25 protein-coding genes are annotated in these 26,709 nt (G+C 63.4%); 10 read left to right on the top strand and 15 right to left on the bottom strand.

Annotated elements, in window-relative coordinates; translation table 11 throughout:
• Positions 1-33: 33 nt before the first annotated feature.
• Genes ACZ5J0_RS16055 through ACZ5J0_RS16035 form a run of 5 tightly spaced genes read right to left on the bottom strand, consistent with a single transcriptional unit; the run spans position 34 to position 4,363 of the window.
• Positions 34-822 (bottom strand): polyphosphate polymerase domain-containing protein, encoded by a 789-nt coding sequence (locus ACZ5J0_RS16055; RefSeq protein WP_464093518.1) that lies wholly within the window; start codon positions 820-822, stop codon positions 34-36.
• Positions 819-1,547 carry a DUF4956 domain-containing protein gene (locus ACZ5J0_RS16050; RefSeq protein WP_166842397.1) on the bottom strand — a complete coding sequence of 243 codons (729 nt, stop codon included), beginning with the start codon at positions 1,545-1,547 and terminating at the stop codon, positions 819-821. The genes ACZ5J0_RS16055 and ACZ5J0_RS16050 overlap by 4 nt, the downstream gene beginning before the upstream one ends.
• The gene (locus ACZ5J0_RS16045) at positions 1,544-2,728 is read right to left on the bottom strand and encodes a GtrA family protein (RefSeq protein WP_464093517.1); all 1,185 of its coding nucleotides are present in this window, start codon (positions 2,726-2,728) and stop codon (positions 1,544-1,546) included. Before ACZ5J0_RS16045 ends, ACZ5J0_RS16050 begins: the two co-directional genes overlap by 4 nt.
• A complete protein-coding gene (locus tag ACZ5J0_RS16040) occupies positions 2,725-3,711 on the bottom strand; it encodes a phosphodiester glycosidase family protein (RefSeq protein ID WP_464093516.1) in 987 nt (328 codons plus the stop codon). Before ACZ5J0_RS16040 ends, ACZ5J0_RS16045 begins: the two co-directional genes overlap by 4 nt.
• A gap of 22 nt (positions 3,712-3,733) precedes the next feature.
• A complete protein-coding gene (locus ACZ5J0_RS16035; RefSeq protein ID WP_464093515.1) occupies positions 3,734-4,363 on the bottom strand; it encodes a DinB family protein in 630 nt (209 codons plus the stop codon).
• A gap of 170 nt (positions 4,364-4,533) precedes the next feature.
• Here ACZ5J0_RS16035 and ACZ5J0_RS16030 point away from each other — a divergent pair, with 170 nt between their 5' ends.
• Positions 4,534-4,854 carry an MmcQ/YjbR family DNA-binding protein gene (locus ACZ5J0_RS16030; protein ID WP_464093514.1) on the top strand — a complete coding sequence of 107 codons (321 nt, stop codon included), beginning with the start codon at positions 4,534-4,536 and terminating at the stop codon, positions 4,852-4,854.
• A 10-nt stretch (positions 4,855-4,864) separates the two neighbouring features.
• Positions 4,865-5,173: a hypothetical protein gene (locus ACZ5J0_RS16025; RefSeq protein ID WP_464093512.1), complete on the top strand. Its 309-nt coding sequence runs from the start codon at positions 4,865-4,867 to the stop codon at positions 5,171-5,173.
• 72 nt (positions 5,174-5,245) lie between these two features.
• Here ACZ5J0_RS16025 and ACZ5J0_RS16020 read toward each other — a convergent pair whose 3' ends face one another.
• From ACZ5J0_RS16020 to ACZ5J0_RS16005, 4 genes are read right to left on the bottom strand one after another with little or no spacing between them, the layout of a single operon-like run.
• Complete coding sequence (locus tag ACZ5J0_RS16020; protein WP_062071654.1) at positions 5,246-6,058, bottom strand: bifunctional allantoicase/(S)-ureidoglycine aminohydrolase; 813 nt, start codon at positions 6,056-6,058, stop codon at positions 5,246-5,248.
• Between the two features lie 14 nt (positions 6,059-6,072).
• A complete protein-coding gene (locus ACZ5J0_RS16015; RefSeq protein WP_464093511.1) occupies positions 6,073-7,335 on the bottom strand; it encodes a DUF6986 family protein in 1,263 nt (420 codons plus the stop codon).
• The gene (gene aceB / locus ACZ5J0_RS16010; protein ID WP_223940883.1) at positions 7,335-8,933 is read right to left on the bottom strand and encodes a malate synthase A; all 1,599 of its coding nucleotides are present in this window, start codon (positions 8,931-8,933) and stop codon (positions 7,335-7,337) included. The genes ACZ5J0_RS16015 and aceB overlap by 1 nt, the downstream gene beginning before the upstream one ends.
• A 34-nt stretch (positions 8,934-8,967) precedes the next feature.
• Complete coding sequence (locus tag ACZ5J0_RS16005) at positions 8,968-10,368, bottom strand: NAD-dependent malic enzyme (RefSeq protein ID WP_142937992.1); 1,401 nt, start codon at positions 10,366-10,368, stop codon at positions 8,968-8,970.
• Between the two features lie 220 nt (positions 10,369-10,588).
• Between ACZ5J0_RS16005 and ACZ5J0_RS16000 the strand changes: the two genes are divergently transcribed.
• Complete coding sequence (locus tag ACZ5J0_RS16000) at positions 10,589-11,344, top strand: IclR family transcriptional regulator (RefSeq protein ID WP_142937993.1); 756 nt, start codon at positions 10,589-10,591, stop codon at positions 11,342-11,344.
• Positions 11,345-11,553: 209 nt separating this feature from the next.
• Here ACZ5J0_RS16000 and ACZ5J0_RS15995 read toward each other — a convergent pair whose 3' ends face one another.
• Complete coding sequence (locus ACZ5J0_RS15995; RefSeq protein WP_187697098.1) at positions 11,554-13,071, bottom strand: nucleobase:cation symporter-2 family protein; 1,518 nt, start codon at positions 13,069-13,071, stop codon at positions 11,554-11,556.
• A 176-nt stretch (positions 13,072-13,247) separates the two neighbouring features.
• Positions 13,248-14,162, bottom strand: coding sequence for a factor-independent urate hydroxylase (pucL, locus tag ACZ5J0_RS15990; protein WP_187697099.1), 915 nt, complete (start codon positions 14,160-14,162; stop codon positions 13,248-13,250).
• A 371-nt stretch (positions 14,163-14,533) separates the two neighbouring features.
• Between pucL and ACZ5J0_RS15985 the strand changes: the two genes are divergently transcribed.
• A complete protein-coding gene (locus tag ACZ5J0_RS15985) occupies positions 14,534-14,710 on the top strand; it encodes a hypothetical protein (RefSeq protein ID WP_014922716.1) in 177 nt (58 codons plus the stop codon).
• A 182-nt stretch (positions 14,711-14,892) separates the two neighbouring features.
• Here ACZ5J0_RS15985 and ACZ5J0_RS15980 read toward each other — a convergent pair whose 3' ends face one another.
• Together ACZ5J0_RS15980 and ACZ5J0_RS15975 are read right to left on the bottom strand one after the other, a co-directional pair.
• On the bottom strand, positions 14,893-15,822 hold the full coding sequence (locus ACZ5J0_RS15980) for a type IV toxin-antitoxin system AbiEi family antitoxin domain-containing protein (protein WP_250820362.1): 930 nt from the start codon (positions 15,820-15,822) through the stop codon (positions 14,893-14,895).
• A gap of 153 nt (positions 15,823-15,975) precedes the next feature.
• On the bottom strand, positions 15,976-17,322 hold the full coding sequence (locus tag ACZ5J0_RS15975) for an 8-oxoguanine deaminase (protein ID WP_464093510.1): 1,347 nt from the start codon (positions 17,320-17,322) through the stop codon (positions 15,976-15,978).
• Positions 17,323-17,734: 412 nt separating this feature from the next.
• Here ACZ5J0_RS15975 and ACZ5J0_RS15970 point away from each other — a divergent pair, with 412 nt between their 5' ends.
• The 5 genes from ACZ5J0_RS15970 to ACZ5J0_RS15950 all read left to right on the top strand — a co-directional run bounded on the left by ACZ5J0_RS15970 (position 17,735) and on the right by ACZ5J0_RS15950 (position 25,140).
• Positions 17,735-18,229, top strand: coding sequence for a nucleoside deaminase (locus ACZ5J0_RS15970; RefSeq protein ID WP_142937997.1), 495 nt, complete (start codon positions 17,735-17,737; stop codon positions 18,227-18,229).
• Between the two features lie 15 nt (positions 18,230-18,244).
• Positions 18,245-19,801 carry an NCS2 family permease gene (locus ACZ5J0_RS15965; protein WP_250820365.1) on the top strand — a complete coding sequence of 519 codons (1,557 nt, stop codon included), beginning with the start codon at positions 18,245-18,247 and terminating at the stop codon, positions 19,799-19,801.
• Positions 19,802-20,148: 347 nt separating this feature from the next.
• Positions 20,149-21,378 carry an XdhC family protein gene (locus ACZ5J0_RS15960; RefSeq protein ID WP_464093509.1) on the top strand — a complete coding sequence of 410 codons (1,230 nt, stop codon included), beginning with the start codon at positions 20,149-20,151 and terminating at the stop codon, positions 21,376-21,378.
• The gene (locus tag ACZ5J0_RS15955) at positions 21,369-22,307 is read left to right on the top strand and encodes an FAD binding domain-containing protein (RefSeq protein ID WP_464093508.1); all 939 of its coding nucleotides are present in this window, start codon (positions 21,369-21,371) and stop codon (positions 22,305-22,307) included. The genes ACZ5J0_RS15960 and ACZ5J0_RS15955 overlap by 10 nt, the downstream gene beginning before the upstream one ends.
• Entirely contained in the window at positions 22,297-25,140 is a 2,844-nt protein-coding gene (locus ACZ5J0_RS15950; RefSeq protein WP_464093507.1) for a molybdopterin-dependent oxidoreductase, read from the top strand. The genes ACZ5J0_RS15955 and ACZ5J0_RS15950 overlap by 11 nt, the downstream gene beginning before the upstream one ends.
• A gap of 69 nt (positions 25,141-25,209) precedes the next feature.
• Here the strand turns inward: ACZ5J0_RS15950 and ACZ5J0_RS15945 are convergent, their stop codons facing one another.
• Together ACZ5J0_RS15945 and nboR are read right to left on the bottom strand one after the other, a co-directional pair.
• Positions 25,210-25,677 (bottom strand): GNAT family N-acetyltransferase, encoded by a 468-nt coding sequence (locus ACZ5J0_RS15945; RefSeq protein ID WP_223940877.1) that lies wholly within the window; start codon positions 25,675-25,677, stop codon positions 25,210-25,212.
• Between the two features lie 19 nt (positions 25,678-25,696).
• Positions 25,697-26,335 (bottom strand): nicotine blue oxidoreductase, encoded by a 639-nt coding sequence (gene nboR / locus ACZ5J0_RS15940; protein ID WP_142938003.1) that lies wholly within the window; start codon positions 26,333-26,335, stop codon positions 25,697-25,699.
• A 161-nt stretch (positions 26,336-26,496) separates the two neighbouring features.
• On the opposite strand from nboR, the gene ACZ5J0_RS15935 reads away from it, so the two are divergent.
• Positions 26,497-26,688: a YegP family protein gene (locus ACZ5J0_RS15935; RefSeq protein WP_044569301.1), complete on the top strand. Its 192-nt coding sequence runs from the start codon at positions 26,497-26,499 to the stop codon at positions 26,686-26,688.
• Positions 26,689-26,709: the final 21 nt, after the last annotated feature.

Raw genomic sequence — 26,709 nt, 5'->3', positions numbered from 1 at the left:
AAGTCTGTGGAGGGAAAGTCTGTGGAGGGAATGTCAGTGGAGGGGGCGCAGGGGCATCCTGCGTCGAAGGGTTTGATTCCAGCGGTTGGCCGGAAGCTCGGGGTGGAGTGCGGCCATGCCGGTGGCGAACTTGGAGATGCGGCAAGGCCGGACGCCGTGTGCCCACAGGTGCTTGTCCAAAGGGCCGGGCGCTGAGCCGGACTTCGTCTCCACCACCACCGCGTTGTCCAACACCCAGGGATGGCCGTCTGGGCTTTGCCACGTGACGTCGGAGTCGATGGTCGCGCGGCTTCCGGACTCGGGGAGGAAGAGTGTGGTGCGGTCGTAGCGGGTGGAAAGCACCGGCTCCAGCGGTCCGATGCTCATGTCACCGATGGCCGCGGCCAGCGTCTCATTCACGTAGGCCAGGCCCTCTTCCGTGAGCCGGTCGCGGTCGCCCATCTCATAGGGGATGCGCTCCTTGACGGTGGCCTCGCGAGCGCCTTCGGTCTTCACTTCCAGGAAGCTGACCGCGCTGTCCAGGTAGGTGCGGGTACGGATCTTGAACCGCCTTCGCCTGCCGTGCGCGGCGAGCATGTAGCTGTCCAACTCGGCGGTGTCGAAGTACACGGAGTCGTAAGCGAACGTGCGGTTCCCGTCCATGTCCAAGACCCGGGCCTCGGAGCTGAAGGTGCTCAGGACCTTGCGTGCCGTTGCCGAAGGAACCAGATACTTTCGGTCCACCCGGGTCAGCAGGGCGGCTTCGGTAGTGAGCTCTTCAATCCCGACGGCGGGAAGCTGGCTCAGTTGCGGGATGATCGGTTCGGCGTCGATGCGGCTCATGCGACACCGGCCGAGGTGGGTACGGATTGCTGGGTGTGCTGGGGTGCTGGCTGAGCGGAGTGAGCCGGCTGAACCGGCTGCGCGGACTGGGCCGGGAGTTCCTCCGGAGCCGGGGTCAACGCACCGGCTGGTTGGTTGAAGCCAAGCTGGGCGTGCCGCGGCTGGGATAGGTCCTCATGGAGGGGCCGCACCGCGTATCGTACGTCCACGATCGTTTTGTCGTTCACCAGGTCCAGTTCCTGAATGGTGGCCGAGTGGACAGTGCCGTGGAGGACTTCTTCCAGCCGGGCGTAGAGCTCGGGTTCGTTGTTGATGGCCCGGTCCAGCACCACCACCTGGTGGCGGTAGGCCGGGAGGACCCGGGGGTTGTCGCCGACGAACATCACCAGCAGGACCAACGCCATGAGGGACAGCGTCAGCCAGAGAGGTTCGACGCCGATGCCTGCGATCAAGCCCAGCGCCAACGCCGAGAAGTAGTAGGCCACCTCGTGCTGGGCCAGTTCCGTGGACCGGAGCCGAATGATGGAGAGAACACCAAACAAACCCAGCCCCAAGCCAACGCCTGCGGCCGAACCGGACAATGCCGTGGCGACTGCCAGGACGCCGACGTTCATGCCCAGGTAAGAAACAACCAGGTCGCGGCGCCTGTGCCGGCGGAGGTAGAGGGCAAGCGTCAAAATGGTGATGGCGGCCAGGTCTGCCGCGATGAGGATGATGGTGTTCATCGGTTACTCCGGAATCTCTTGGGGGATTGATCTCCACTTTTCCCGGCCATGCTGTGCTGAAACTGTGCCGGGACCAAGGCTGGGATATGTGTTTCGACCACGGTCGGTTCCAATGGTTTGGGCCCTGTTGTTTGGGCGGCGTGAACCGTTGACGCGGCATGTCCCTTGCGCGCAAACAGGAAGCGCTGTTGTACTGCATAGCTGACTCCCAGCAGCGTCATCTCGGTGGCAAGCTTGGCCAGCACGTCTGGAACGGCGAGGGAGGTGAGGGTCCACATAGCGGCGTAGTTTGCGGACAGGAGGACCACAACCAGCGCAACGTATCCTGTGGCGGCGGCGCGGAACGAGGTGTCCCTGCCGTGCTCAAAGACCATCCGGCGGTTGATGAGGAAATTCACCGTGGCACTGACCAGACGGGCTCCCACCACCGCCAGAAGCAGCGAGTCCGTGAACGCGCTGAAGATCAGGAACATCACCAGGTCCACCACGAATGCGGACAGCGAGGACCCCAGGAACTTCAGCAGCGGGGCGTAGATCCTGATGGAGTCGGCGATGGGCCGGAAATGCGAGCCCGAATTGTGGTCCAGGTAGACGGTTGCGATCTCCACTGTGACGATGCCGTAGCCGGCTTGCTTCGACTCGAGCAGCAGGTTCAGCTCGTACTCGTAGCGTTCGCCGCGCACGGTCAGCAACCACGGGAGCATGTCAGCCCGGTACCCGCGGAGGCCGGTTTGCGTGTCCGTGATCCCTTGGCCGGTGGCGAGCCTGAACAGACCCCGGGTCACTGTATTGCCGAATCGGCTCCGGGCCGGGACGTTACCTGTGAAGTTCCGGCAACCGAGCACCATGGCCCCCGCTACGTCGCGAACCCGGTCCGCCACAGCCAGGATGTCGGCCACGCCGTGTTGGCCGTCGCTGTCCGCGCACACCACGTTGTGGCCGGGAAAACGCTCTGCGATGAAGGCAAAGCCACTCTTGAGCGCGTGGCCTTTTCCGCCGTTCACGTCGTAACTGAGCAGGTGGCACCCAAGCCGCGAAACGGCGTCGAACGTTTCCTGATAGTCCGGCCCTGAACCGTCATCCACCACCACCATGGTGAGCCACGGGTCAGCCGTCTGGAGGTTCCGCACAAGCGTGATGAGCTGGTGGTCCGGCTCGTAGGCCGGTATCAGGATGATCATGACTGGGCGATGTAGAGGATGTCCGAGGTGCCGCGCTCTTTGTTTTCGCCGAGCGGGTTGTTCACCAGGGAGCCGTTGAAGTACATGGTGGAGGAGCCGCCGCCGTCCACGTTGTACGCGGTGGTGGCGCCCAGGTCCTTCATGATCTGGGCCAGGCCGGACATGGTGACGCCGGAGCTGTAGCCGGGGCTGCGGCCATCCACCACCACGAACACCAGGTGGTTCTCATCGATGACACCTACAGCGGTGCGCGGCTGTTCGCCCTGGATGGAGTGGTTGCCGAAGTTCGTATCAACCTCCACGTCCTCGATGCCGGACGCGATCTGACCGTTGTCCAGCAGCGACGGCCCGAACGAGAGCGTGTTCCACACGCCGTCCGCGATGAGCTGATCAGCGGTAATTGTGGTCTCGTCGTAAACCTTGACCGTGCCGTCCTTGTAGAACGCCAAGCCCTGCCGCGCGCCCTCGTCCCGGTACACCACGCCGTTACGGATCACGATGCCGGTGTCCCGGAAGCCGTAATAGTCGCCGTTGATCGCGAAAATGGCGTTATGGTCCTCGGCGATCGCGGATGTAGTTTCGGTGATGTTCTCGCCGTACGTGTCCTCGGCAAACGCCGACTTCAGCGTGGTGGCATCATCAAGCACGACGTCGGCAACGTAGTACGTCACGGTGTCGTCACCGGTGCCTGTGGTCACCGTGGAGATGGTGACCCCCGTGTCCCCGGAGGCGTAGGACGTATCGGTGACCACGGCGCTCGCCGACGTTTCTGCGGAAGCCTCATCCGCCGTCGTTGTTGTTGTGGTGCCGGCCTGGCTCGCCTCGTATTCGGAGACGTTGGTGATCTCAGCGTGTGGGACCACAAACCGGTCCAGGGCCCAGGCGGCGGCACCCCCGGCAGAGAGAGTGATCGCCAGAACGGCGGAGATCACGGCGCGCCGTGTCCGGCCGCCCTTACGGTGTTCAGTCTGTGGAGAAGTCATGCCTCATTTCTACGGAGCGAGGCTACGCCGGAGGTTTGCCCAAGATATGCGGGGGCTGTGAAGTTTCAGGTTTGCTGTGGCCCGCCTCCAGGGCTGCCTGTTCAATGCGTGCACGGTGGGCTGCCCATTCTTCCGTGGTCCGGCTGGGGATGTTCGGATCCCCAGGCCTCTGCCCCATGGAGCCGTCAATGAGTTCGCGGATGATGTCCGCGTGCCCAGCGTGCCGGGCTGTCTCAACACACATGTGAACCAGAATCTGGTGCAGCGTCACGTTCTTCTTCTCCTCCGACCACCATGGCACCGCACCCGGCGCATCCAAGGGGAGGGATCTGATGGTTTCATCGCTGTGTTTGGCGGAGAAATGATGGAGATCCAGGATTTCCTCGCGGCTCTCCGTTGCCGGAACCCACATGTCCGAATCCGGTTCGGCATCATCGGCCAACCAGGGCAGGTCGCGCCCGCTTGGCCGGCCGAAGACCTCCCCGAAATACCCCAACTCCACACTGGCTACGTGCTTCACGAGCCCCAGCAGATTGGTCCCCGTGGGGGTCATGGGTCTCCGGGCATCGTATTCACTGAGGCCATCCAATTTCCCCAGCAGGTCCGCCCTGCGGAGTCGCAAATAAGTGAGCAGCGTCGCTTTGTCATCCATGGCTGCACTCTACCCATGGCCCACACCCGCCCCCCGCGCCCCCCGCGCGACTTCGCCGGAGCAGTGCGACTTCGCCGGAGAGCTCCAGCGGTCTCGCACACCTCCAGCGGTCAAGCACGTTTCCGGCGAAGTCGCTTGCGGCAGCATGAACGCCAATGCCACAGTGAACCATGGCCACAGAAGAGGATGTCAGGAGAATCTGCCTGGACATGCCGGGCGTCAGCGAACGCCTGAGTTGGGGGCAGCCGGCATGGTTTGCCAAGTCCCTCATGGCACGGATCTGGGAAGAGGGGGTTGTCACGGTCAAGACTGATGAACGCGAGGCGCTCGCAGCCATGGAACCGGATACCTTCTTCTGGACCCCGCATCACGAGCAATCCCCGAAGCTCCTGTTGATCCGGCTGGAGCGAATCGAGACGGACGAGCTCGACGAACTGCTTCAAGAGTCGTACAGAATCGCCGGCGCCCCGTCGGGTCGGCACGCAGACTAGACTCGGCCGCATGGGGGAACATAACAAACTGGGGGAACACAACAAACCGAAGCCAACGCGCGGAGTCTCTGCCGTCGTCGTGCCTTTGCTGGGCTTGATCGCCGTGATCGTGGGGGTGGTGGTGGCGTGGAACAACCAGAGCACGGACTTCGGCTGGTTCGCCTATGCGCCGCTGAGCGAGACAGTGTTCATCGGGAACGGCGCGGCCATGGTCAGCCAAGGGACGCAGCTCGGGCTCGCCGTGACAGTCCTGGGCCTGTTGGTCCTCGCGTTCTGGGCCGGGCTCGCTGTGGGCCGCCGCCGTCACCAGAATCGCTGAGTTCGCCGGAGAAACGCGAAATCGCCGGATAGCTCCAGCGAACTGGCAGCTTTCCGGCGATCTCGGCGCACATCAGGTGAGTTTCACCTGGCGGTTCATGTCCTTGTACAGCAGGTAACGGAACTCGCCCGGACCACCGGCGTAGCAAGCCTGCGGGCAGAACGCGCGCAGCCACATGAAGTCGCCGGCTTCCACCTCAACCCAGTCGTTGTTGAGCAAGTACATGGCCTTGCCCTCCAGGACGTACAGGCCGTGCTCCATGACGTGGGTCTCCGGGAAGGGGATCACACCGCCGGGCTGGAAGGTGACGATGTTGACCTGCATGTCGTGGGCGAGGTCGCTGGAGTCCGTGAAGCGCGTGGTCTTCCAGACGTCGTCGGTGTCCGGCATGGAGGTGGGCTCCACGTCCTTCTCGTTGGTGACGAAGGACTTGGCCTCGAAGCCTTCAAGGCGTTCGTAGGCCTTGCGGATCCAGTGGAAGGAAACGATGTCGTCGGACACGTTCTCCAGGCCCCACTCTGCTCCGGCGGCAAGGTAGGCGTACCCGCCCTCCTCAAGGTGGTGCAGCTCGCCGTCGAGGGTGAGGTTGACCTGGCCCTTGGTCACGAAGATGACGCCTTCAACGCCGGACTCGAACTCGGCCTTCGGTGCGCCGCCACCCGGAGCGATCTCCACGATCAGCTGGGAGAACGTGGTGGCGAAGCCGGAGATTGGCCGTGCGATGATCCACGAGCGCGTGTTGGAGAAGCCCGGCAGGTTGCTGGTGACGATGTCCGTCATGACGCCCTTGGGGATCACCGTGTAAGCCTCGGTGACGATGGCCCGTTCGGTGGTCAGTTGGGTCTGCGGCGGCAGGCCGCCCTGCGGGTAGTAGTACTTGCCCATTCGAGTTGCTCCTATCAGTGGGAAGTCGGTTGTGCGAGCCGCGGGTGCGCCAGCGCGGTCAGCTGTGAAAGTTCGACGCCGGCAAGCGCCTTGACCTCGTCGGTCCCCACCGCGCCACACTGGACACCGCGGAGGACGAAGCCGGCCAACGCGCGGGCCGTGGCGGGCTCGTCCATGACGCCGCCTTCTGTGCGCTCCACGTAGTTGCGGAGGCGCAGGGCCGCGGCGGGCAAGCCTTCGCGGTAGAAAGCGTACGACGCCGAGAAGCGGCTGGGCAGCTGCGCGGCGTGGAGGTCCCAGCCCTGGTAGTAGCCGTTTTCCAGTGAGCGGCGGACCAAGCGGCCATGCAGCTTCCAGGCGTCTTCAACAGCGTCACCCACGGGGATGATGTTGGTGGAACCGTCGGACAGGCGGATGCCCGTGCCGGCGACAGCGAGCTGCATGACCTGCTTGGCGAAGTCGGCCACTGGGTGCTCCATGGACTGGTATTCCGCGGAAATTCCGAGCGAAGCGCTGTAGTCGTAGGTCCCGTAGTGCAGGGCGCTGATGCGGCCCGGAACCACGTGGGGGAGCTGTGCCACAGGGGAGGTTCCGTCAGCGCCGATGATGAGCTGGGGTGTTTCCACCTGCACCTCAAAACGGAGCCGGCCGGCGGGAAGCCCGTGGACTTCCTCAAGGCGGGACACTGCGAAGTCCATGGCCTGCACCTGGGCCACCGTGGTGACCTTAGGCAGGGTAAGGATCAGCCCTGCGGGGAGCTCCCCGGCTTCAACCAACGTGGAGACGAACAGATCCAACGTCTTCAGGCCGCGGGCCCGAGTGGGGGCTTCGAAGCACTTGAAGCGGATGCCGATGAACGGCGGAGCTGTTCCGGCCGCAACTGCAGCGGCAACAGCCTGGGCGGCAGCAACGGCGTCGGCGTCTTCTGCCTCATCGCCGCGGTCACCGTAGCCGTCCTCGAAGTCCAAACGCAGGTCCTCGATCGGTTCGGCCGAAAGCTTCGCAGCTACACGCTCCGCAACCGCGGAAGCCAGGTGAGACTCCTGGCCCAACAGCTGACCGAGCTTTTCCAGACCACCGTGGGCCTCCGCCGTCGTCAGCGCCTGGGCGCCCCAGTCCGCCACGAAGGTGGGCGTGAAGCGATCGGCCGGGATGTAGACGGTGTGGATGGGCTGGCGCGAGCCGTCGTCGCCGGGGTAGTTGCGGTCCAGCAACTGGTCGGTCGCTTCAAGCTGCGACTCGATGTGGGCCAGGTCTGCGGGCGTCAAGGAACTCATCAGCCCACCAACTCATACGCCGGAGTGGTGAGGAAGTCCGTGTAATCGTCGGACAAGCAGATGTCCTCGATCAGCTTGGACGCAGGCTCGTAGTACTTTGCGAAGTTCTCGTCGCCGAATTCAATGCGCAGGCGTTCGGTTTCCTCGCCCAGGATCCTGGTCACCAGTTCGCGGGTAACAGTGTTGCCCGTGTCCGCCAGGATGGACTTGTTCCGCAACTGCTGCCAGACCTGCGAGCGGGAGATCTCCGCCGTCGCGGCGTCTTCCATCAGGTTATGGATGGCAACGGCGCCGCTGCCGGAAATCCACACACCGGTGTAGGCGACCGCGACGTACAGGTTCAGGCGCAGGCCTGCCTCGGTGACGGTGCCGCCAGCGGAGGCGACGTCGATCAGCTGCTCAGCGGTGACGTTCACCTCGGGGCGCTGCTTGTCCAGCTGATTGGGTCGGTCGCCCAGCACGGAGTCGAAGACTTCGCGACAAGTGGGAACCAGGTCCGGGTGGGCAACCCAGGAGCCGTCGAAGCCATCGTTCGCTTCGCGGGTCTTGTCGGCGCGGACCTTGTCGAAGGCTGCGGCGGTGACATCCGGCTGCTTGCGGTTGGGGATGACGGCGGCCATGCCACCCATGGCGAAGGCGCCGCGCTTGTGGCAGGTCTTGACCAGGAGTTCGGTGTAGGCGCGCATGAACGGTGCCGTCATGGCCACGGTGGCGCGATCCGGGAGCACGAACTCTTCGCCGGCATCACGGAAGTACTTGATGATGCTGAAGAGGTAGTCCCAGCGGCCGGCGTTCAGGCCGCTTGCGTGGTCACGCAGTTCGTACAGGATCTCGTCCATTTCGAACGCTGCCGGGATGGTCTCGATCAGCACGGTGGCGCGGACGCTGCCCTGGGGAACGCCGAGGTAGTCCTGTGCGAACACGAAGACGTCATTCCACAAGCGGGCCTCAAGGTGGCTCTCCATCTTGGGGAGGTAGTAGTACGGGCCGTGACCGTTTTCGAGCAACTGCTTGGCGATGTGGAAGAAGTGCAGGCCGAAGTCCACCAGCGCACCCACGGCGGGGGCGCCGTCGAGCAGTACATGGCTTTCCTCCATGTGCCAGCCGCGGGGGCGGGCCACCACAACTGCCAGGGGAGCGTCCGTGCGGAGACGGTATTCCTTGCCCTCGGGGGAGGTAAAGCTCAAAGTGCCCCGGGCGGCGTCGCGGAGGTTGAGGATCGCGTCAACAACGTTGGACCAGGTGGGCGTGCTGGCGTCTTCGAGGTCAGCCAGCCACACCTTGGCGCCGGAGTTCAGCGCGTTGATGGCCATCTTGGCCGGGGTGGCCGGTCCCGTCATCTCAACACGGCGGTCCTGCAAAGCTGCCGGTGCTTCGGCAACCTTCCAGTCGCCGTCGCGGATGTCCTGGGTCTCCGGGAGGAAATCAAGGCGGGAGGTGTCCGCGACCTGCTGGCGCTTGGCCTTGCGGGCCTGCAGAAGGTCATTGCGGGTGCCGGCAAAGCGGGTGTGCAGTTCTTCGATGAAGGCCAGTGCCTCCGGGGTGAGGATCTCCTCGGCGCGATCGATCGGCCGGGGATCAGTGACTGTAATAGCCATGTGAGCGGATTCCTTTTTCTAGGGTGCGCTGGTGCTACAGCGCGCTGGCGGCGTTTGCGTGCGCGGCGGCTGCCACCGCAGCAGCAACATCGGCAGCAACATGGGGATCGAAGACGCTGGGGATAATGTAACTCGCGTTGAGCTCATCGTCAGCCACCCGGTTGGCAATTGCTTCGGCGGCGGCCACCAGCATGTTCGGGGTGATGTCCGAGGCCCCTGCGTCCAGCAGCCCGCGGAAGAAGCCAGGGAATGCCAGCACGTTGTTGATCTGGTTGGGGAAGTCGCTGCGGCCGGTAGCAACCACGGCTGCATGCTTGGACGCTACAACGGGGTCAATTTCCGGGGTCGGGTTGGCCATGGCGAACACAATTGCGTCCTCGGCCATGGAAGCAACCTGCTCTTCGCCGATCACGTGCGGGGCGCTGACGCCGATGAACACGTCCGCACCCTTGAGGGCGTCGTGCAGGCTTCCGGAGAAGCCTTCTTCGTTGGTGTTCGCGGCGATCCAGCTGCGGTGCTCGTCGCCGTATTCCTCGCCGGAGTGGATGGCGCCGGAACGGCCGGCGGCGATGATGTGTTGCGCGCCCTGGGCCTTGAGGAGCTGGATGATGGCCGAGCCGGCAGCGCCGACGCCCGAGACCACGATCTTGACCTCGGAGAGCTTCTTGTCCACAACGCGGAGGGCATTGACCAGGGCAGCGAGGGTGACAATCGCGGTGCCGTGCTGGTCATCGTGGAACACCGGGATGTCCAGTTCTTCGCGGAGGCGGTTCTCGATCTCAAAGCAGCGCGGTGCGGCGATGTCTTCGAGGTTGATGCCACCGTAGACCGGGGCCATGGCCTTGGCGATCATGATGATTTCCTCGGTGTCCTGGGTGTCCAGGCAGACCGGCCAGGCGTCAACGTTGGCGAACTGCTTGAACAGTGCGGCCTTGCCTTCCATCACGGGAAGGGCTGCGGCGGGGCCGATGTTGCCCAGGCCCAGGACGGCCGAACCGTCGGTGAGGACGGCGATGGTGTTGCGCTTGACCGTCAGGTTACGGGCGGCGGCCGGGTCTTCTGCGATCGCCATGCAAACGCGGGCGACGCCGGGAGTGTAGGCACGCGAGAGGTCGTCGCGGTTGCGCAGGGCTACTTTGGGGACGACCTCGAGCTTGCCGCCGAGGTGCATGAGGAAGGTGCGGTCCGAAACGTGCTGGACCGTGACGCCGTCGAGGGCGTTCAAAGCGTCCTTCACGCGGGCTGCGTGGTCGTCATCGGTGGTGTTGCACGTGACGTCAACAACGATCTTCTCGTGGTGGGATTCCGTGACGTCCAGCGCGGTGATTGCTGCACCGGCGGCGCCGACTGCTGCGGCAAGTTCGCTGGTTGCGGTGAAGCTCGACGGTGCGGCGACGCGCAGGGTGATCGAGTTTCCGGGGCTCGGATTCGCCATTGAAATTCCTCCTGTTAGGCCCGTTCCCGGGCCGCCGTTCCAACTAAATGTTTTCGTATTATGGATATTATTATCTACAAAGTGGAAACACAACCCCCTGCTTGGTCATGTTCGGTGTCATCGCGCAGCTTGCACGCGTGCTGTATGTTGGGTGTTCTAAGCAATTCTTTTCACGATGCGGATAAGAGTTGTCGGAATCTGAGTCATTGGAGACAAGGGAATGGCTGAAAAAGCCTCCGGAGGCGTGCAGTCCGTTGAGCGCGTCTTTGAACTGCTGGAACTGATCACGGACGCGGGCGGAGACGTCACGTTGAGCGAACTCTCGTCGTCCACTGACCTGCCCCTGCCTACCATCCATCGCCTTTTGCGGACCCTGGTGTCCCTTGGCTACATCCGGCAGCTGCCCAACCGCCGCTACGCCCTGGGCCCGCGGCTCATCCGCCTCGGCGAAGGAGCCAGCAAGCAACTCGGCGCCGTGGCCCGTCCGCAGCTCAAGACCCTGGTGGAGCGGCTGGGCGAGACGTCCAACATGGCCGTCCTGGACTCGGACATGGTCATTTACGTGGCACAGGTCCCGTCCATGCACTCCATGCGCATGTTCACCGAGGTTGGCCGGCGCGCCCACACGCACGACACCGGCGTGGGCAAAGCAATTCTCGCCCAGCTGGATGACGAAGTGGTCCGTGGCATCGTGGCCCGCACCGGCATGCCCACTCCCACGGCCAAGAGCATCGGTGACATCGACTCCCTGCTCGCAGACCTGGCACTGATCCGTGAGCGTGGGTACTCCATCGACGAGGAAGAGCAGGAACTGGGCGTCCGGTGCTTCGCCATGGCCGTTCCCAACGCACCCACGCCGACGGCGATCTCCGTCTCGGGCCCGATCACACGCGTTGACCAGAGCTTCGCAGACCGCGCCGTGCCCATGCTGCGCGAGGCTGCCCTGGCGATCTCCGCGGAGCTCAACCAAAACTAACCCCCGCCTCCCGCGCGCGGAATGGCAAAAGATGGCAACGTTTCCCAGAAACATTGCCATCTTTTGTCGTTTCGGCGAGGTCCTGGAGCGGGCTAGTGGCCAAGCCGCAAAGGCGAGAGCCGCCGTCATACATTCCATGCAAAGGCGACAACAGGCGGCAGTGTCCCCCAAGGAAAACACTGCCGCCTGCTGTCATCTGCGGAAGGGTGCTAGTGCTCAGAAGCGCTGGACGTCTTGAGCGGGACTTCCTTGCCGTCGGCGTCAATCAGCTTGCCGTTCTCAAAGCGGTCGCCTTCGCTGAGGCACTTGATGTCCTCTTCGCTGACAACGCGGTCAGTGCCCGCCACAAACACCGACTGGTTGTCCGAGTTGCCGGCCTTGAAGTGGTTGAAAAGGATGTTCAGCAGAATCGCCATGACCGCTGCCGAGCTGATGCCGGAGTGGAAGATCGTGGCGAACCAGGAGGGGAACTGGTCGTAGAACTTCGGGGCGGCGATCGGGATCATGCCGAAGCCAATCGAGGCCGCCACGATGATCAGGTTCATGTTGTTCTTGTACTCAACCTTGGCCAGGGTACGGATACCGCTGGCGGCCACCGTACCGAAGAGCACGACGCCGGCGCCGCCCAGGACGGGCGTCGGAACCGCTGCGACTACTCGCCCAAGAATCGGCAGGAGGCCGAGGATCACCAGGATGAGGCCGCCGGCGCTGACCACGAAGCGGCTCTTGATGCCCGTGATGGCCACGAGGCCGACGTTCTGGGCGAAGGCACTCTGCGTGAAGGAGTTGAACAGCGGGGAGATGGCGCTGGAGAGCATGTCTGCGCGGAGGCCGTCGCCGATGCGGCGTGAATCAACCTTGGTGTCCACGATCTCGCCCACGGCGATGATGTCCGCGGAGGTTTCGGTGAGGGTCACCAGGATGACGATGAGCATGGAGATGATCGCGGCGATTTCAAACGTGGGAGCGCCGAAAGCGAACGGCGTGGGGAATGCGACGATGTCGCCCTGGCCAACCTTGGAGAAGTCAGCCATGCCCGCAATCAACGCGATGATGGTGCCGATGACCATGGCCAGCAGGATGGAGAGCCGGGAGATGGCGGCGTTGCCAACCTTGCTCAGGAGCAGGACAACACCCATGGTTGCTGCGGCCAGGCCGATGTTGGCCATGCTGCCGTAGTTGTCAGCCTTGGCGTTGCCACCCATGGCCCAGTTCGCGGCCACCGGCATCAGGGTGAGCCCAATGGTGGTGATGACTGTGCCGGTAACTACGGGCGGGAAGAATTTGATGATCTTGGAGAACAGGGGTGTGATTGCCAGGCCAATCAACGAGGCAACAATCACCGATCCGAACACCGCCTGGATCCCGCCGCCACCTTGGACAATCGCCACCATGGTGGAGACTCCGGCGAAGGACACGCCCTGGACCAACGGCAGTTGCGAGCCGAACCACGGGATGCCCACCGTTTGCAGGATGGTGGCCAGGCCGCCAACGAACAAACAGGCAGCGATCAACAGGCCGATGTCCTGTGAGTTCATGCCGGCCGCCGCGCCGATGATCAGGGGCGGGGCAATGATTCCGCCATACATGGTGAGGACGTGCTGGAAGCCGTAAGCGAAGGTGCTTCCGATGGAGAGTCGCTTGTCCTCGGGCCGCTCGGGTCGTCCTGCGCGTTCTGCGCGGGACGAGGTGGTATTCGCGGGGCGGGACTTCTTCTTGATGTTCATGGCAGACTTTCTGGGTTCATGGCAGACGTCTTCGTCTGGCTAACTGTGTCTGGCTAACAAATCTTTGGTTTTTGGGGTTGGCATTGTGTGCAGGTCCGGCCTTTACGGGGCGCCGTTGGGGGGACCTGCACACAAACCTTTGAGATGGTGCGGCTTAGTCCGCGTTTGGTGCGGGTTTAGCAGAAGCCGGCGATGCCGCTCCATGCCACCGGTGCAGCCTCGATGTTCTCGCGCTGGACCGTGGCTTCGATGAGGCCGTACGGGCGATCCGCGGCGAAGAAGACCTCGTTGGGGTTGTCCAGGCCGAACGGGCTCAGGTCAACCAGGAAGTGGTGCTTGTTGGGCATGGAGAACTTGATCTCGTCCACTTCGCTGTGTGCTTCCAGGACCTTCTTGCCCATGTCGAACAGCGTCTGCTGCAGTGCGTGGGAGTAGTTCTCGGTGAAGCCTTCAAGCAGGAGTGCTTTGATGTCCTCGTAGCTCTTGTTGAAGTCCGTGCCGGCGAAGTCCAGGTTGGTGTTGTAGCGCCAGCGGGCGGATACATCGGTGGCCAGGATGCGGTCGGTGGTCTCCGGCAGGGTGGTGTACTTGTCGCGCGGGTAGCCGACAAAACCGGACTGCGTGGTCTTCAGGACGGTCAGGTCCTTGAGGCCGCTGATGACGTGCGTGGTTGCGCCATCACGGACGACGACGGCGGTACGCACCTCTTGCCCGTTGCGGACGAAGCTGTGGTCGTGTCCCTCGCCGTGGGCCTGGATGCGATCCCAGCTGTAGGCTTCGGCTTCCCAGCGGCCGCCGGTGACCCAGTCAAAGCCGCCGGTGAAGTGGTCTGCGAGACGAAGCAGGAAGGACTCGGGTGAGCCGATGCCTTCACGGGCGAAGGCGTAAACCGTGTTCTTCTGGGTGTCGGTGGCAACGACGTGGCCGTTGTCGCCTTCGAGGTGGGCCGCCTGGAAGTCACCGCGCAGCTGCGAGGTGACGTTCAAGTCTTCGATGTGGTGGCGGTCGGTATCCCGGGTGACCTTGACGACGCGGACTTCTGCTTTGCCGTACTGGTTTTCGCCGAGGACGATGTTGTTGCTCATGGTCATATCCCAACTTCTGTGAGGTGGAACCTAGGTTCCATCAATGAAATTAAGCGCGTGTTTCCACTGCGTTTCTGGTGGAGCCGACCCAACAAAAAAAGAGCCGACATCCATTGATGCCAGCTCATTACGACCCTGCCTGCTGCTCTCAGGTTACGTGACCTACGCCACGAACTCATTCGAGAGTAGCGCACTATTTCGTCTTGTGTATACGGGTTCCCGTGGATCGTTATGAACCATCCAAATGTGACCGGGGCAACTCGGTATGGCTTCTCGGGGGTCTTGACGGCTCGTTTCCCGACTGCCTAGACTTTCCACATAACAATAAAAGTTTTCCGAAGAGCGGAAACTGGGTGCATGAGAAAGAGGAGGAACAGATGGACTCGAAGGATACGAACAACGTCGTGGAATTCCCGGCGCCGGGTCAGGAGCTGTACCTGCCTTTCGGTGCGACAGATCCGGACTTCTACATTCCGGCCGACTGCGACCGCAAAGCCGGCGGGTTCTCCCGTTGGCTGCGCGCGCTCCCTGTGTTCGGTCGGCAGCGCCCCTAGGCACTTAGGGGCGCGGACTCTGCGCAACAGAGCCAAAGAGGCGGGCGATACCTGGGGAGGTATCGCCCGCCTTTCCGCATGCTGCCTGCACCGCCTCCGCTCCGCCGCCCGTTTCGACCCTTCGCTGCGTAGGGTGCCGTGCGCGACATCGAGTGCGCAGCGAGCCCACGAATTGGGTGGCCCTATTCCCGGAGAGCGCGCAGGAGTCGAACCTTGAACTCGTGCTCGCGGAAAAGGTCCTGCCACGTGATCCGGATGAACCTCCAGCCGAGTTCCATGAGGGCCTTTTCGCGCTGGCGTTCCCGGTAGATCACTTCGTCGGTGGGGGCGTAGTCGAAGTACTTGACCTTCCCGTCAAACTCCAACGCCAACCTCTTCGCGCGCCACGCGAAGTCCAGGCGGTGTTTGCCCTTCTTGGTTGTTACCTCAACTTGCAGCTCAGGCATGGCGATTCCCAGCCGTAGGATCAGCTCACGGGTAAGCGTTTCACCTGGTGATTCCGATTTTTGATCGGCATTCTCCAGAGCCCTTCGAAGATTAATGACGCCATTCCGCCCACCCAGGCTGTGGCACATGTCCTGCAAAACAAGGGCGTTGGCACCCATCCTGAGCGCGTGGTCCACCACGATGAGGCATTGCTTGAAGTTGAGCATGAGGCAACAGTCCACGACGGTTCGTTCCAGGGACGTGCATGGCATGCCCTGCACGGTTTCCACCTCTAGGGGACTCAATGCCCCCGTGTGTGGAATAACGTCAACGCCGTGCGAAGTGCGGGATGGGGTTGTCACGGTGTTGATGTGTACGCGGTCATCCACATCCCAGAGAAACAAGCCGTGGAGGCGGGCGGCGGAGGTATGGCTGTAGACAAAGCCGCCGGCCGCCGTCGTGAGTGTTCCGTGGGCATGTGCGGCAATCAGCTGACGGCTTCGAATCCAGGGTTTCTGCGCCTCCCAGGTGCTGCCGCGGATGTAACAGCCTCGGCGAAGCCGGACCAAAACTCCGCTCCGCACCAAGGCTGCAATTTTCCGATCATTGAATCCGGCAGCGTGAAGTTCTTCTGTTCGCCACAGATCCATACCTTCAGGGAGTTTGCGCTGGGTAATCCTCGTCATCTGACCAGCCTCGAAGGTGCGCGGCTCGGGGAAAAGGATCCAATTGCCCTATGTGGAAAACGCCCGATTCGTGGAATCGCTGCGTGCTGTGCCGAACGCACGGCATAGTACGCAGCGAACCATCGAATCGGGCGAGGCCTCAGCGCCCCGGAGCTACCCCGCCACCAGCTTCCGGGCCGCGGCCGAGTGCTCAGCGATCAGCCCGGCCACGTCCAGCCCGGGAATCGCGCCATCAACAACCCGCCAAACACCCCCAACCATCACGCGATCAGCACGGTCAGCCCCGCAGAGCAACAACGCTGCCACGGGATCGTGGCTGCCGGAGAAACGCAGCTCGTCCGGCTTGAACAGGGCGAGGTCTGCTTGGAGACCCGGAGACAACTGGCCAATGTCGGAGCGCCCCAGGACTGCGGCGGAGCCACGGGTGGCCCAGCCGAGTGCACGTTCCACGGGAACGGACGCTCCGTAGCGGAGTCGCTGCAAATACAGGGCCTGCCTGGCTTCAAGGATCATGTTGGAAGCGTCATTGGACGCCGAACCATCCACTCCCAGCCCCACGGGAACACCCGCAGCCTCGAGTTCCAGGACCCGCGCGGTGCCGGATGCCAGGCGCATGTTCGACGTCGGGCAGTGGGCCACCGCTGTTCCGGCAGCACCCAACCGCGCAATTTCCTCGTCGTTGAAGTGGATGCCGTGACCCAGCCAGGTGCGTGATCCCAGCCAGCCCACGGACTCCAGGTAATCCACGGTCCGCAGCCCGAACATGGATTTGCAGAAGTCTTCCTCGTCGATCGTTTCGGCAAGGTGCGTGTGGAGCCGGACGTCGAACCGTTCGGCCATGGCGGCAGATTCGGCCATGATTTCCTTGGTCACCGAGAATGGCGAGCAGGGGGCAAGGGCGATCTGAACAACTGCCCCGTCACCCGTCTCGTGATACTTGCGAATCAGCCGTTCGCTGTCCGCAAGGATCGCCTCAGGTGACTGGACCGTGGTCCTGGGCGGCAGCCCGCCGTCGTCCTCTCCCAAGGTCATGGAGCCGCGGGTCAGCGTGGCCCGCATCCCCATGGCTCTGACCGCGGCCACCTCGATGTCGATTGCGTCTCCCATGCCGTCGGGGAAGAGGTAGTGGTGGTCGGCGGCGGTGGTGCAGCCTGAAAGCAGCAGCTCGGCCAGTGCCACTTGCACGGCTAGTTCGAGGCTGCGAGGAGTAAGCCGGGCCCAGACGGGGTAGAGGTTCTGCAACCAGGGGAACAGGGGAGCGTTGGCCACGGGACCCCAGGCGCGGGTGAGGGTTTGGTAGAAGTGGTGGTGCGTGTTGATGAGCCCCGGGAGAACCACGTGCCCGGATGCATCAAAAACGGTTGCGGGAGAAGAAGGCTGCCCGCCCGACGGCACCAGCTCAATGATGGTGCCGGAGTCGGAAACCACCAGGCCGCCGCCGGCGTCGTGGTCATTTGCGGTGAAGATACCCAGCGGGTTCTTGATCCAAAGAGGGGTCATTACAGGTTCCTTGTCTGGTCGGCATGTATGCGTTCCAGCTCAGTTAGGCCCTGTCTGCTGATCCAGGTTGCCGGACCGTCAGAACGCGGCCCAGTCCGAAAAGCGTAAAATGCTCGACGGCGGCAGTCAACGCTTGCGGGCGGGCTGCGGTCATATTCGGGCACCAGGACCGCAGAGCAAGTAATTTCGCATGACGAAATTAAGTTTTCAAAAAACTATGGCGCGGCTCACAAACCTGGTGCTACGCTCTAACTGCCAAAGGCGGGCACCCGGACCCCGGGAAGCTATCTACCAGGCGCAACTTAACCTTCATCGCACATGCTGAAGCCTGGTAACCAAGCTAACTGGAGCTCATCTCTGTGGCGCCCCCAAACAGGTCACCTGGCTTCCTCAGCACTAAGGAAGTCGCAACATGAGTACAACCGTCACGGCCGAGCAATTCCTGGCCACATCCATTGAGCTGGCAACAGCCAATGTCCTCAACAGTGGGGGCCCCTTCGGCGCCGTCATTGTCACCGCGGACGGACGAGCCTTCGAAGGCGTCAACCGCGTCACCGCCACGAACGATCCCACCGCACACGCAGAAGTCACGGCAATCCGTAACGCCTGCCGCGAACTGGGTACCTTCGATCTCAGCGGAGCAACCCTCTACACCAGCTGCGAGCCATGCCCCATGTGCTTGGCCTCCGCACTCTGGGCACGCGTGGACCGCGTGTTCTTTGCCGCAGACCGTCACGACGCCGCATCCGTTGGCTTCGATGACGCAGTCTTCTACGAATACTTTGAGAACGACAACCGGGACGCGCTGATGCCGGTAGCCAAGCTGGAACTGGGCGACCCCCAGGCTCCGGAGGCCCTCCAGCCGTTCACCACATGGAACACGCTTGATTCCAGGATTGACTACTAGGGCCCGGTGGCTGACATGACAATCCTGGACAATTCAGCTGAGAAGCAGGCTGCACTCTTTCCCAAGGGAGACGGCGCAGAGCCCACAGCTGCAAAGCACACGGCAACGGGCCTGGCGGATGGCAACAAGAAGCCTCCGGTGTCGAACTCCTTCCTGGATAAGTTCTTCCAGATCTCCAAGCGTGGCTCCACGTTGGCCCGCGAATTCCGCGGCGGCTTGGTCACCTTCTTCACCATGGCGTACATCGTCATCCTCAATCCGCTCATCCTGGGTGGTTTCTCGGCAGACAACGCCCCTGTGGACGTTGCCGGGGGGTGGCTGTCGGCTGCACAGGTTGGTGCCGTCACGGGCCTGACTGCCGGCGTCATGACCATCGTTTTCGGATTGGTGGCCAACCTGCCGTTCGGCCTCGCTGCCGGCTTGGGCATCAACTCGTTCCTCGCCGTCGCGGTCATTCAGGAAGTCACGTGGCCCGAAGCCATGGGCCTGGTGGTTATCAACGGCATCCTGATTGTCCTCTTCGGCGCTACCGGTGCCCGAACGGCGATCTTCAAAGCAGTTCCCAAGGAGCTCAAGGCCGCCATCACCGTTGGCATCGGCCTGTTCATCGCCTTCATTGGCTTCGTGGACTCCGGCTTTGTCCGCGCCACCACAGGCGGACCGCCGGTTCAGCTGGGGGACAACGGCTCCATCACGTCCATCCCCACCCTCGTCTTCATTGTGGGACTGCTGACCATGGGCATCCTCGTGGCACGCAAAATCCAGGGCGGCCTGCTGATCGGCATCGTCGCCACCACTGTCCTCGCCGCTGTAGCCGAGGCCGTGTTCCGGATTGGTCCCGGAAGCGCCCAGAACCCCGGCGGCTGGCACCTGAATGTCCCCATCCTGTCCAGCCAGCTCGTTTCGGTCCCGGATCTGAGCCTGGTAGGCCAGTTCGATCTGTTCGGCTCCTTCGCCAGGATCGGCGGATTGGCGGCCACCATGTTGGTCTTCACTTTGGTGTTCACCAACTTCTTCGACGCCATGGGCACCATGACGGGCCTGGCCAAGAGCGCTGGCGTGGCACACAAGGACGGTACGTTCCCCAAGCTGAAGTCGGCCTTCATTGTTGAAGGCATGGGCGCAGTGGTGGGCGGCGCAACGTCCGGTTCGTCCAACACCGTGTACATCGACTCGGCGGCGGGCATCGGCGAAGGCGCACGCACCGGCCTGGCCTCGGTGGTCACCGGCTTGCTGTTCCTGGGTTCGATGTTCTTCACACCGCTCACCTCCGTGGTTCCGCTGGAAGTTGCAGCTGCAGCCCTGGTGGTAGTGGGTGCCATGATGATGGCCCAGATCCGGGAGATCAAGTTCACCAAGTTCTCCATCGCACTCCCGGCGTTCCTGACCATCGTGACCATGCCCCTGACGTACTCCATCGCCAACGGCATCGGTGTCGGCTTCATCTCCTTCGCCGTCATTAGCGCGGCGTCGGGCAAGGCCAAGAAGGTCCACCCGCTGATGTGGGTTGTCACGGCGGGCTTCATCATCTACTTCGCCCGGGGCCCCATCAACGCCCTGATGGGCGTCTAGCCAGGAGCCCCACCCCGCGCCGGCGGGCACCATTCCGGCACTCCGATCGACGGTCCACCGGTACCCACCGCACGAATAGGCGTCCGCCGTCGTGGTCCTTCCCGACCTTTACGGACTGGAAAAGGCACGACGGCGGGCGGCGGCTGGTTACCGCGCGCTCCGTCAGGGAACGGGGGCAGGGAGATGAAGCCCTCGCCCCCGTTCCTATGAACTCTTGCTGATTGAACTTTTGCTGATTACCCGCGACTACCCCTCAACATCCTCTGTCAATGAGAATATGAGGCAAGATCGCGCACTGCTCCGGACGGGCCACCCGGCCGGGACACCTGGAATAAGGATGTGTTGCCATGCTGGATCTAATGCCTTCACTGGGCAGCTGGCGGCCTGCGGTCTCTGGCCAACTGTGTGCTGTGGCCACGATCGTAGGGACCGGCGGCTCCGTGCCGCGGCCCCTGGGGACCTCCATGATGGTCTCCGAAGACGGCGAAATCCTGGGCAGCTTGTCCGGCGGTTGCGTGGAAGGCGCCGTGGTTGAGGCGGCACTGGAAGCAATGCGCGACGGCGGCCCTCGCCTTGAGTCTTTTGGCTACAGTTCCGAGGACGCGTTCGCCGTTGGACTCACCTGTGGAGGGGAACTGGAAGTCCACATCCAGCCGCTCATGGCTGGATCGCCCGAACTTTCCGTGTTTGCTGAAGCGAAGCGTCCAGCGGCCCTGATCCGCCGGCTCGATGCTAAGGGCGGAGTCATGGTGGTCCATGACCCTGTCCGTTTCCGGGCCATGGAATCCGAGGAACTCGCCACTTTGCTGGGCGACCATCCCTCCACACTTTTCGCCGCCGCTGCCCAAGTGGAGCCACTGCTCCAAGGTGGCCGCGCCGGACTGGTCCGTCTGGCACCGCCGGAAGGGTGCATTGACGGGTGGATGACCACCGAAAGGCTGGCTATGCCTCCACAGGAAGAAACCCAGCCGGAACCGATCACCCTGTTCATCGAAAGCCGTTTGCCGGCCGCGCGGATGCTGGTTTTCGGTGCCAACGACTTCAGCGCAGCCCTTCTGCCTGCCGGGCAGCTCCTCGGCTACAACGTCACCCTTTGCGACGCCCGGCCTGCCTTCTCGACGCAGAGCCGCTTTGCCGGAGCAGAGCAAGTGGTCACCGAGTGGCCGCACCGCTACCTCGAATCCGAAGCCGCTGCAGGACGCATCGACGCCCGCACGGTGGTGTGCATCCTGACCCACGACCCCAAGTTCGATGTCCCCTTGCTCGAAAGCGCCCTCCGGTTGAGGCTGGCATATGTTGGGGCAATGGGCTCGCGGCGCAGCCACCGCCAACGGATCGACGCCCTGCTTGAGGCAGGCACGCCGTTGGAGTCCCTGGAACGGCTGCACTCGCCCATCGGCCTGAACCTCGGCGCCGTGACTCCTGCCGAGGTCGCCGTGTCCATCACGGCAGAAATCATCGCCCACCGCGGTGCCGGCGGACAAACCAGCACCCCCGGGTTCCCTTCCCTGAAGGACAGCACCGGCCCGATTCATCCAGCACCTCAACACCTCACTCAGGAGGACCCATGGACATGAACACCATCGAGGCCGTGGTCCCCACCACGGACCCGGCACAATGGCGCGACGGCGACGCCTGGCTCGCCGGAGGCACTGTCCTTTTCTCCTACGGCAGCACCGTCCTGAAGCGGTTCCTTGACCTCGGACAAGCAGGGTGGCCTGCCATCAGTGTCACGGATGCGGGCCTCGAACTGGCCGCCACCTGCACCGTCGCCGAACTTTACGCCCTGCCACGGTCCGCGGAAGCAGCCAACCGCGAATGGCCTGGACTTGCCCTGATCCGCCCGTGCTGCGACTCGTTCGTGGCCTCGTTCAAGATCTGGAACATGTCCACCGTGGGTGGCAACATTTGCACCGGCCTGCCGGCGGGGCCCATGACCTCACTCTGCGCAGGTCTGGACGGCATCGCCACCATCCTCAGCCCGGACGGCAGCAGCCGGGATGTTCCGGTGGCGGACGTCGTCACCGGGGATATGCAGACTCTCCTGGCACCGGGGGACCTGCTCCGCAGTATCCATCTTCCCGCGTCCGCATTGTCCGCCCGCGTCGCTTTCCGGCGTTTATCGCTTAGCAACCTTGGCCGTTCCGGTGTGCTCCTGATCGGGCGGCTCGATCCCGACGGCGCCCTGGTCATCACCGTCACCGCGTCCACTAAACGGCCTGTGCAACTGAGGTTCCCCGCAGGTCAGGTTCCTGACGCCGGGACGCTGGCTGACGCCGTCGGCGATTCCATTCCCTGGCCGCTGTACCACGACGACATCCACGGGCTCCCTGCCTGGCGGCGGGACATGACGTTCAAGCTTGCCGAGGAGATCAGGGCGGAGCTGCTGGGCGAGTCCATGAGCGTGTCCGGTGATTTTTGGCCGCCGCATAACACCTCACCCCAGCTGTCCACCCAGCCCACCACATCAAGCACCCAGCAGAAGGAGGCCCCGAATGGCAATTGAGATCAACGGAACTGCCTGGCAGGCCACCCCCCGCCCCGGCCAGTGCTTGCGCACGTTCCTCCGCGAAGAGGGCAATTTTGGCGTCAAGAAAGGCTGCGACGGCGGTGACTGCGGTGCGTGCACCGTGCACGTTGACGGCATGCCCGTCCACAGCTGCATTTACCCTGCTGTCCGTGCCGAGGGCAAAGCGGTCACCACCATCGAGGGCCTCGCCTCCGCTGATGGGCTGCACCCTGTGCAGGAGCAGTTCCTGGAGGCCCAGGGGTTCCAGTGTGGTTTCTGCACCGCCGGCATGATGATGACCGCTGCAACGTTCGACGACGAGCAGCGCGCCAACCTGCCCCGCAACCTCAAGGGCAATCTGTGCCGCTGCACCGGCTACCGCTCCATCGCGGACGCGGTCTGTGGCCACGGCAGCGATCACCAGCACGACGCCGGTGCGGACGTTTCGGGGGCCCAGACAGTTTCGGGGGCGCATTCCGTGTCGGGTACTCAGCCGCCAGTCGCTGTAGAAGCGACGCCGGGCCAGCTCGGCGACAACGTTCCGGCACCCGCCGGCCAGGCGATCGTCACCGGAACTGCCCGTTACACCCTTGATGTTCCGGCTGAGCAACTTCCGGGCTTGCTGCACATGAAGTTGCTGCGTTCGCCGCACCCGCATGCCCGGATCGTGTCCATCGACAAAGCGCCTGCTCTGGCAGTTCCCGGCGTCGTGGCGGTCTTCACTTATGAGGATGCTCCGCAGCTTCTGTTCTCCACAGCCCAACACGAGAATTACACGGACGACCCCGACGACACCCGTGTGCTGGACAACGTGGTGCGGTTCATCGGGCAACGGGTTGCAGCGGTGGTGGCTGAGTCCGTGGGCGCAGCCGAGGCTGGTGCGCGGGCCTTGGAAGTGCAGTACGAACTCCTGGAACCGGTGTTCACTCCGCAGGAAGCCATCCTCCCCGGCGCCCCGGCGATTCACGGTGAAAAGGACGGCGTCTTCTCCCGGATTTCCCGCCCGCATCACAACGTAGTGGCCGAGGTCCACGCCGAACTGGGTAGCGTGGCCGACGGCTTCGCGGCTGCCGACTTTATCCACGAGCACACCTACAAGACGCAGCGGGTCCAGCACGTGGCCATGGAAACCCACGCGTCCATTGCCTGGCTTGATGAGGATGGCCGCTTGATGATCCGGTCCTCCACGCAGGTTCCCTTCCTGGTGAAGAGGACCCTGAGCCGGGTGTTCAACCTGGCGCCGGAGACCATCCGCGTAGTTGCCGGCAGGGTTGGCGGCGGATTCGGCGGAAAACAGGAAGTCCTCACTGAGGATCTTGTAGCCCTCGCGGCCCTGGCCCTTCGCAGGCCGGTGCAGTTGGAGTTCACCCGCACGGAGCAGTTCACGTCAACCACCACCCGGCACCCCTTCACCATCAAGCTCAAGGCCGGCGCCAGCCGCGATGGGTATCTCACAGCGCTCCAGCTGGACGTCCTTACCAACACCGGCGCCTACGGAAACCACGCTCCCGGTGTGATGTTCCACGGCTGTGGAGAATCGCTGGCCGTCTACAAGTGTGTGAACAAGAAGGTTGACGCCCACGCGGTCTACACCAACACCGTCCCAGCAGGTGCTTTCAGGGGCTATGGGTTGAGCCAGATGATCTTCGCGATCGAGTCGGCCATTGACGAACTCGCCATCGGCATCGGCATGGATCCGCTCGAGTTCCGGCTCAAGAACATGGTTCGGCCCGGCGATCACATGCTCTCCACAACACCCGAGCCCGAGGAAGACGTCCACTACGGCAGCTACGGCCTGGACCAGTGCGTGGCGTTGGTCCGGGACGCGCTGGACCGTGGCAAGGAACGCTACCGCGCCGCGGGCTTGGATGATCTGGGGCCGGACTGGGTGGTGGGGGAGGGCTCGGCCTTGTCCATGATCGACACCGTCCCGCCCCGCGGCCACTTCGCCCACACCCGGGTGAGCCTGGAAGCGGACGGAAGGTTCGCCGTCGACGTCGGTACTGCCGAATTCGGGAACGGCACCACAACTGTTCATGCGCAACTGGCTGCCACCGCGCTGGCCACGACCGCGTCCAAAGTGACCGTGCGTCAGTCGGATACCGACCTCGTGGAGCACGACACCGGTGCGTTCGGTTCTGCCGGCACGGTGGTGGCCGGGAAGGCGACGCTCGGGGCCGCGCTGGAACTCGCCACGCGGATCCAGACGGTTGCCGCTTCGCTGACCGGAGCGGCCTTGACGGATTGCCGTTTGGTGGATGGCGCCGTTGAATGCGGCGATCGGGTGTTGTCTCTGACGGAAATCGTTGACGCCGCCCGGTTGCAGGGCGTTCGGCTCGCCACGGACGGCAACTGGGGAGGAACGCCGCGGTCGGTCGCATTCAACGTGCACGGGTTCAGGGTTGCTGTTAATACGGGAACCGGTGAGCTGCGGATCCTGCAAAGTGTCCAGGCCGCCGATGCCGGTGTTGTGGTGAATCCGCGGCAGTGCCGCGGCCAGATCGAGGGCGGCATTGCGCAGGCGCTCGGCGCGGTGCTGTACGAGGAAGTGAAAGTGGACGACGCCGGACGCGTCACCACGGACATCCTGCGGCAGTACCACATACCGTCGTTCGCGGACGTGCCCAGGAGCGAGGTCTACTTCGCAACCACTAACGACTCCACCGGCCCTCTGGGTGCAAAGTCCATGAGCGAGAGCCCGTTCAACCCCGTGGCTCCCGCCCTGGCCAACGCGATCCGCAACGCAACCGGAATCCGTTTCGGCGAGCTGCCCATCGCGCGGGACAAGATCTACCTGGCGCTCCGCGACCGCACCACTGCGCCCGTGTAACCCAACTCACCCACCCACCCGCACCCAACTGAGTCGCAGCAGAGCCCTCAAAACGCGCTCTGCTGCGACTTACTTGGGTGAGACGGTGAGCTCCATGAACACGCTGTTGGGATCCAGGGTGTAGTCCCCGAACGGCGGGCACTCCGTAAATCCGTGCCGGGCATATAGCCTGCGGGCAGGAGCAAAGTAGTCTTCCGTTCCTGTCTCCAGGCTCACGCGCTCGTAGCCCCGCCGGGCCGCCTCGGCCACAATGTGCTCAAGCATCAGCGTGGCCACACCACGTCCGCGGGCACTGGCTGTGGTCCGCATGGACTTGATCTCGGCGTGCCCGGAAGAGAGCACCTTCAGCGCCCCACATCCCAGCAGAACCCCGTCCTCGCGTGCAGTCCAGAACGTGATCGACTCGTGCGACAATGCCGAGTGGTCCAGGGCATGAACACTCTCCGCAGGGGAGGTGGCGAACATATCGGCCAAGTGCTCGCTCAGGAGCTGATGGACATCAGGGCGCGCGAGATCATCAGTTTCGATGCGGATCATGCCCCTAACTTACCCGCCTCTACCCGTCCAAAAGATGCAGTTGATCCTTGGTGTCCAGGTCTTCGCCGGAGCAGAGGTCGCTGCAGTCCACCAAGTCCACCAGGCCGGGATGCGCCTTGAGGAAGGAGCGCGCACCCGTGTCACCATTCGCGGCTGCGGCCGCTTCGGAGCGAAGCCCGACGTCGATAATCACCGGGTGCCTGCGTTTCAGGTGGCCGTGCTCATCAGGGTATGCGGCTGCGGTGACCCGGCCGGGACGGTGGCTGCCCAGCAGCCTGCTCACCGCCGTCGGGGTTAACCCGGGCTGGTCCACCAGCGCCACCATGATGCTGTTGCCTGGCGTGGCCGCGTCAATGCCGGCGCGGAAGGAACCGGCCATTCCTTTGGCCCAGTTCTGGTTCTCCACCACCGTATGAGTGCCCAAATCGGTGCTCCGCCGGACGTGGTCGGCCTCCGCGCCGAGCACCACCACAACTTCGCGGCAGCCGCCGTCGAACAGGGTGTCGGCCAAGACTTCCACCAAAGTCCTGCCCCGGAAGGGGAGCAGCGCCTTGGGGCCACGGCCCAGCCGTGTTCCGGCGCCTGCAGCGAGGAGCACGCCCGTGGTGGGGGCCGTGCCGGTGTCAGTCATATCCTCACGATACGCGCGGCGGTCCATGCGGTCTCTAGCTCCTAGGGGTTGTTTCCAAGAGATCTACCAAAATCGGTTGTAGATTACCGATCAGTAGGGCTTTTGGTCGCCAGAAATGGCCGATATGGTCTTTGAGGGAGTTATGAAGTCAGCTCGGTACGCAATGTCGCGTGAAAGAACAGGGGAACATGGCTGGCAGTTTTGAAATTCTCAAGGCAGGAACCAACTCGTTCCGGTTCCGGCTGACCGCGGAGGATGGAACGGTTGTGGCAGTGTCGCCACAGTTCCCGAATCTGAAAGCTGTAGTGGCTGGTATCAACGCAGTTCGCGAGAACGCGGCAACCGGCTTCGTGGTTGATAGAAGGAACCTGGGCACCTGAGCCCGTTTCCGCAAAACCCGT

It is taken from the genome of Arthrobacter sp. DualSoilB13 (genome assembly GCF_055389195.1).
This window is presented reverse-complemented; position numbering and strand designations above follow the sequence as displayed.

What these genes read in the sequence shown, in the direction of transcription:
- ACZ5J0_RS15960 (WP_464093509.1), top strand. Translation starts at nt 20,149, where the DNA reads ATGCTGGATCTAATGCCTTCACTGGGCAGCTGGCGGCCTGCGGTCTCT.
- aceB (WP_223940883.1), bottom strand. Translation starts at nt 8,933, where the DNA reads ATGGCTATTACAGTCACTGATCCCCGGCCGATCGATCGCGCCGAGGAG.
- ACZ5J0_RS16025 (WP_464093512.1), top strand. Translation starts at nt 4,865, where the DNA reads ATGGGGGAACATAACAAACTGGGGGAACACAACAAACCGAAGCCAACG.
- ACZ5J0_RS15995 (WP_187697098.1), bottom strand. Translation starts at nt 13,071, where the DNA reads ATGAACATCAAGAAGAAGTCCCGCCCCGCGAATACCACCTCGTCCCGC.
- ACZ5J0_RS15985 (WP_014922716.1), top strand. Translation starts at nt 14,534, where the DNA reads ATGGACTCGAAGGATACGAACAACGTCGTGGAATTCCCGGCGCCGGGT.
- ACZ5J0_RS16050 (WP_166842397.1), bottom strand. Translation starts at nt 1,547, where the DNA reads ATGAACACCATCATCCTCATCGCGGCAGACCTGGCCGCCATCACCATT.
- ACZ5J0_RS15935 (WP_044569301.1), top strand. Translation starts at nt 26,497, where the DNA reads ATGGCTGGCAGTTTTGAAATTCTCAAGGCAGGAACCAACTCGTTCCGG.
- ACZ5J0_RS15965 (WP_250820365.1), top strand. Translation starts at nt 18,245, where the DNA reads ATGACAATCCTGGACAATTCAGCTGAGAAGCAGGCTGCACTCTTTCCC.
- ACZ5J0_RS16005 (WP_142937992.1), bottom strand. Translation starts at nt 10,368, where the DNA reads ATGGCGAATCCGAGCCCCGGAAACTCGATCACCCTGCGCGTCGCCGCA.
- ACZ5J0_RS15975 (WP_464093510.1), bottom strand. Translation starts at nt 17,322, where the DNA reads ATGACCCCTCTTTGGATCAAGAACCCGCTGGGTATCTTCACCGCAAAT.
- pucL (WP_187697099.1), bottom strand. Translation starts at nt 14,162, where the DNA reads ATGACCATGAGCAACAACATCGTCCTCGGCGAAAACCAGTACGGCAAA.
- ACZ5J0_RS16040 (WP_464093516.1), bottom strand. Translation starts at nt 3,711, where the DNA reads ATGACTTCTCCACAGACTGAACACCGTAAGGGCGGCCGGACACGGCGC.
- ACZ5J0_RS16035 (WP_464093515.1), bottom strand. Translation starts at nt 4,363, where the DNA reads ATGGATGACAAAGCGACGCTGCTCACTTATTTGCGACTCCGCAGGGCG.
- ACZ5J0_RS15945 (WP_223940877.1), bottom strand. Translation starts at nt 25,677, where the DNA reads ATGATCCGCATCGAAACTGATGATCTCGCGCGCCCTGATGTCCATCAG.
- ACZ5J0_RS16015 (WP_464093511.1), bottom strand. Translation starts at nt 7,335, where the DNA reads ATGAGTTCCTTGACGCCCGCAGACCTGGCCCACATCGAGTCGCAGCTT.
- nboR (WP_142938003.1), bottom strand. Translation starts at nt 26,335, where the DNA reads ATGGACCGCCGCGCGTATCGTGAGGATATGACTGACACCGGCACGGCC.
- ACZ5J0_RS16030 (WP_464093514.1), top strand. Translation starts at nt 4,534, where the DNA reads ATGGCCACAGAAGAGGATGTCAGGAGAATCTGCCTGGACATGCCGGGC.
- ACZ5J0_RS15955 (WP_464093508.1), top strand. Translation starts at nt 21,369, where the DNA reads ATGGACATGAACACCATCGAGGCCGTGGTCCCCACCACGGACCCGGCA.
- ACZ5J0_RS16045 (WP_464093517.1), bottom strand. Translation starts at nt 2,728, where the DNA reads ATGATCATCCTGATACCGGCCTACGAGCCGGACCACCAGCTCATCACG.
- ACZ5J0_RS15980 (WP_250820362.1), bottom strand. Translation starts at nt 15,822, where the DNA reads ATGACGAGGATTACCCAGCGCAAACTCCCTGAAGGTATGGATCTGTGG.
- ACZ5J0_RS15950 (WP_464093507.1), top strand. Translation starts at nt 22,297, where the DNA reads ATGGCAATTGAGATCAACGGAACTGCCTGGCAGGCCACCCCCCGCCCC.
- ACZ5J0_RS16055 (WP_464093518.1), bottom strand. Translation starts at nt 822, where the DNA reads ATGAGCCGCATCGACGCCGAACCGATCATCCCGCAACTGAGCCAGCTT.
- ACZ5J0_RS15970 (WP_142937997.1), top strand. Translation starts at nt 17,735, where the DNA reads ATGAGTACAACCGTCACGGCCGAGCAATTCCTGGCCACATCCATTGAG.
- ACZ5J0_RS16000 (WP_142937993.1), top strand. Translation starts at nt 10,589, where the DNA reads ATGGCTGAAAAAGCCTCCGGAGGCGTGCAGTCCGTTGAGCGCGTCTTT.
- ACZ5J0_RS16020 (WP_062071654.1), bottom strand. Translation starts at nt 6,058, where the DNA reads ATGGGCAAGTACTACTACCCGCAGGGCGGCCTGCCGCCGCAGACCCAA.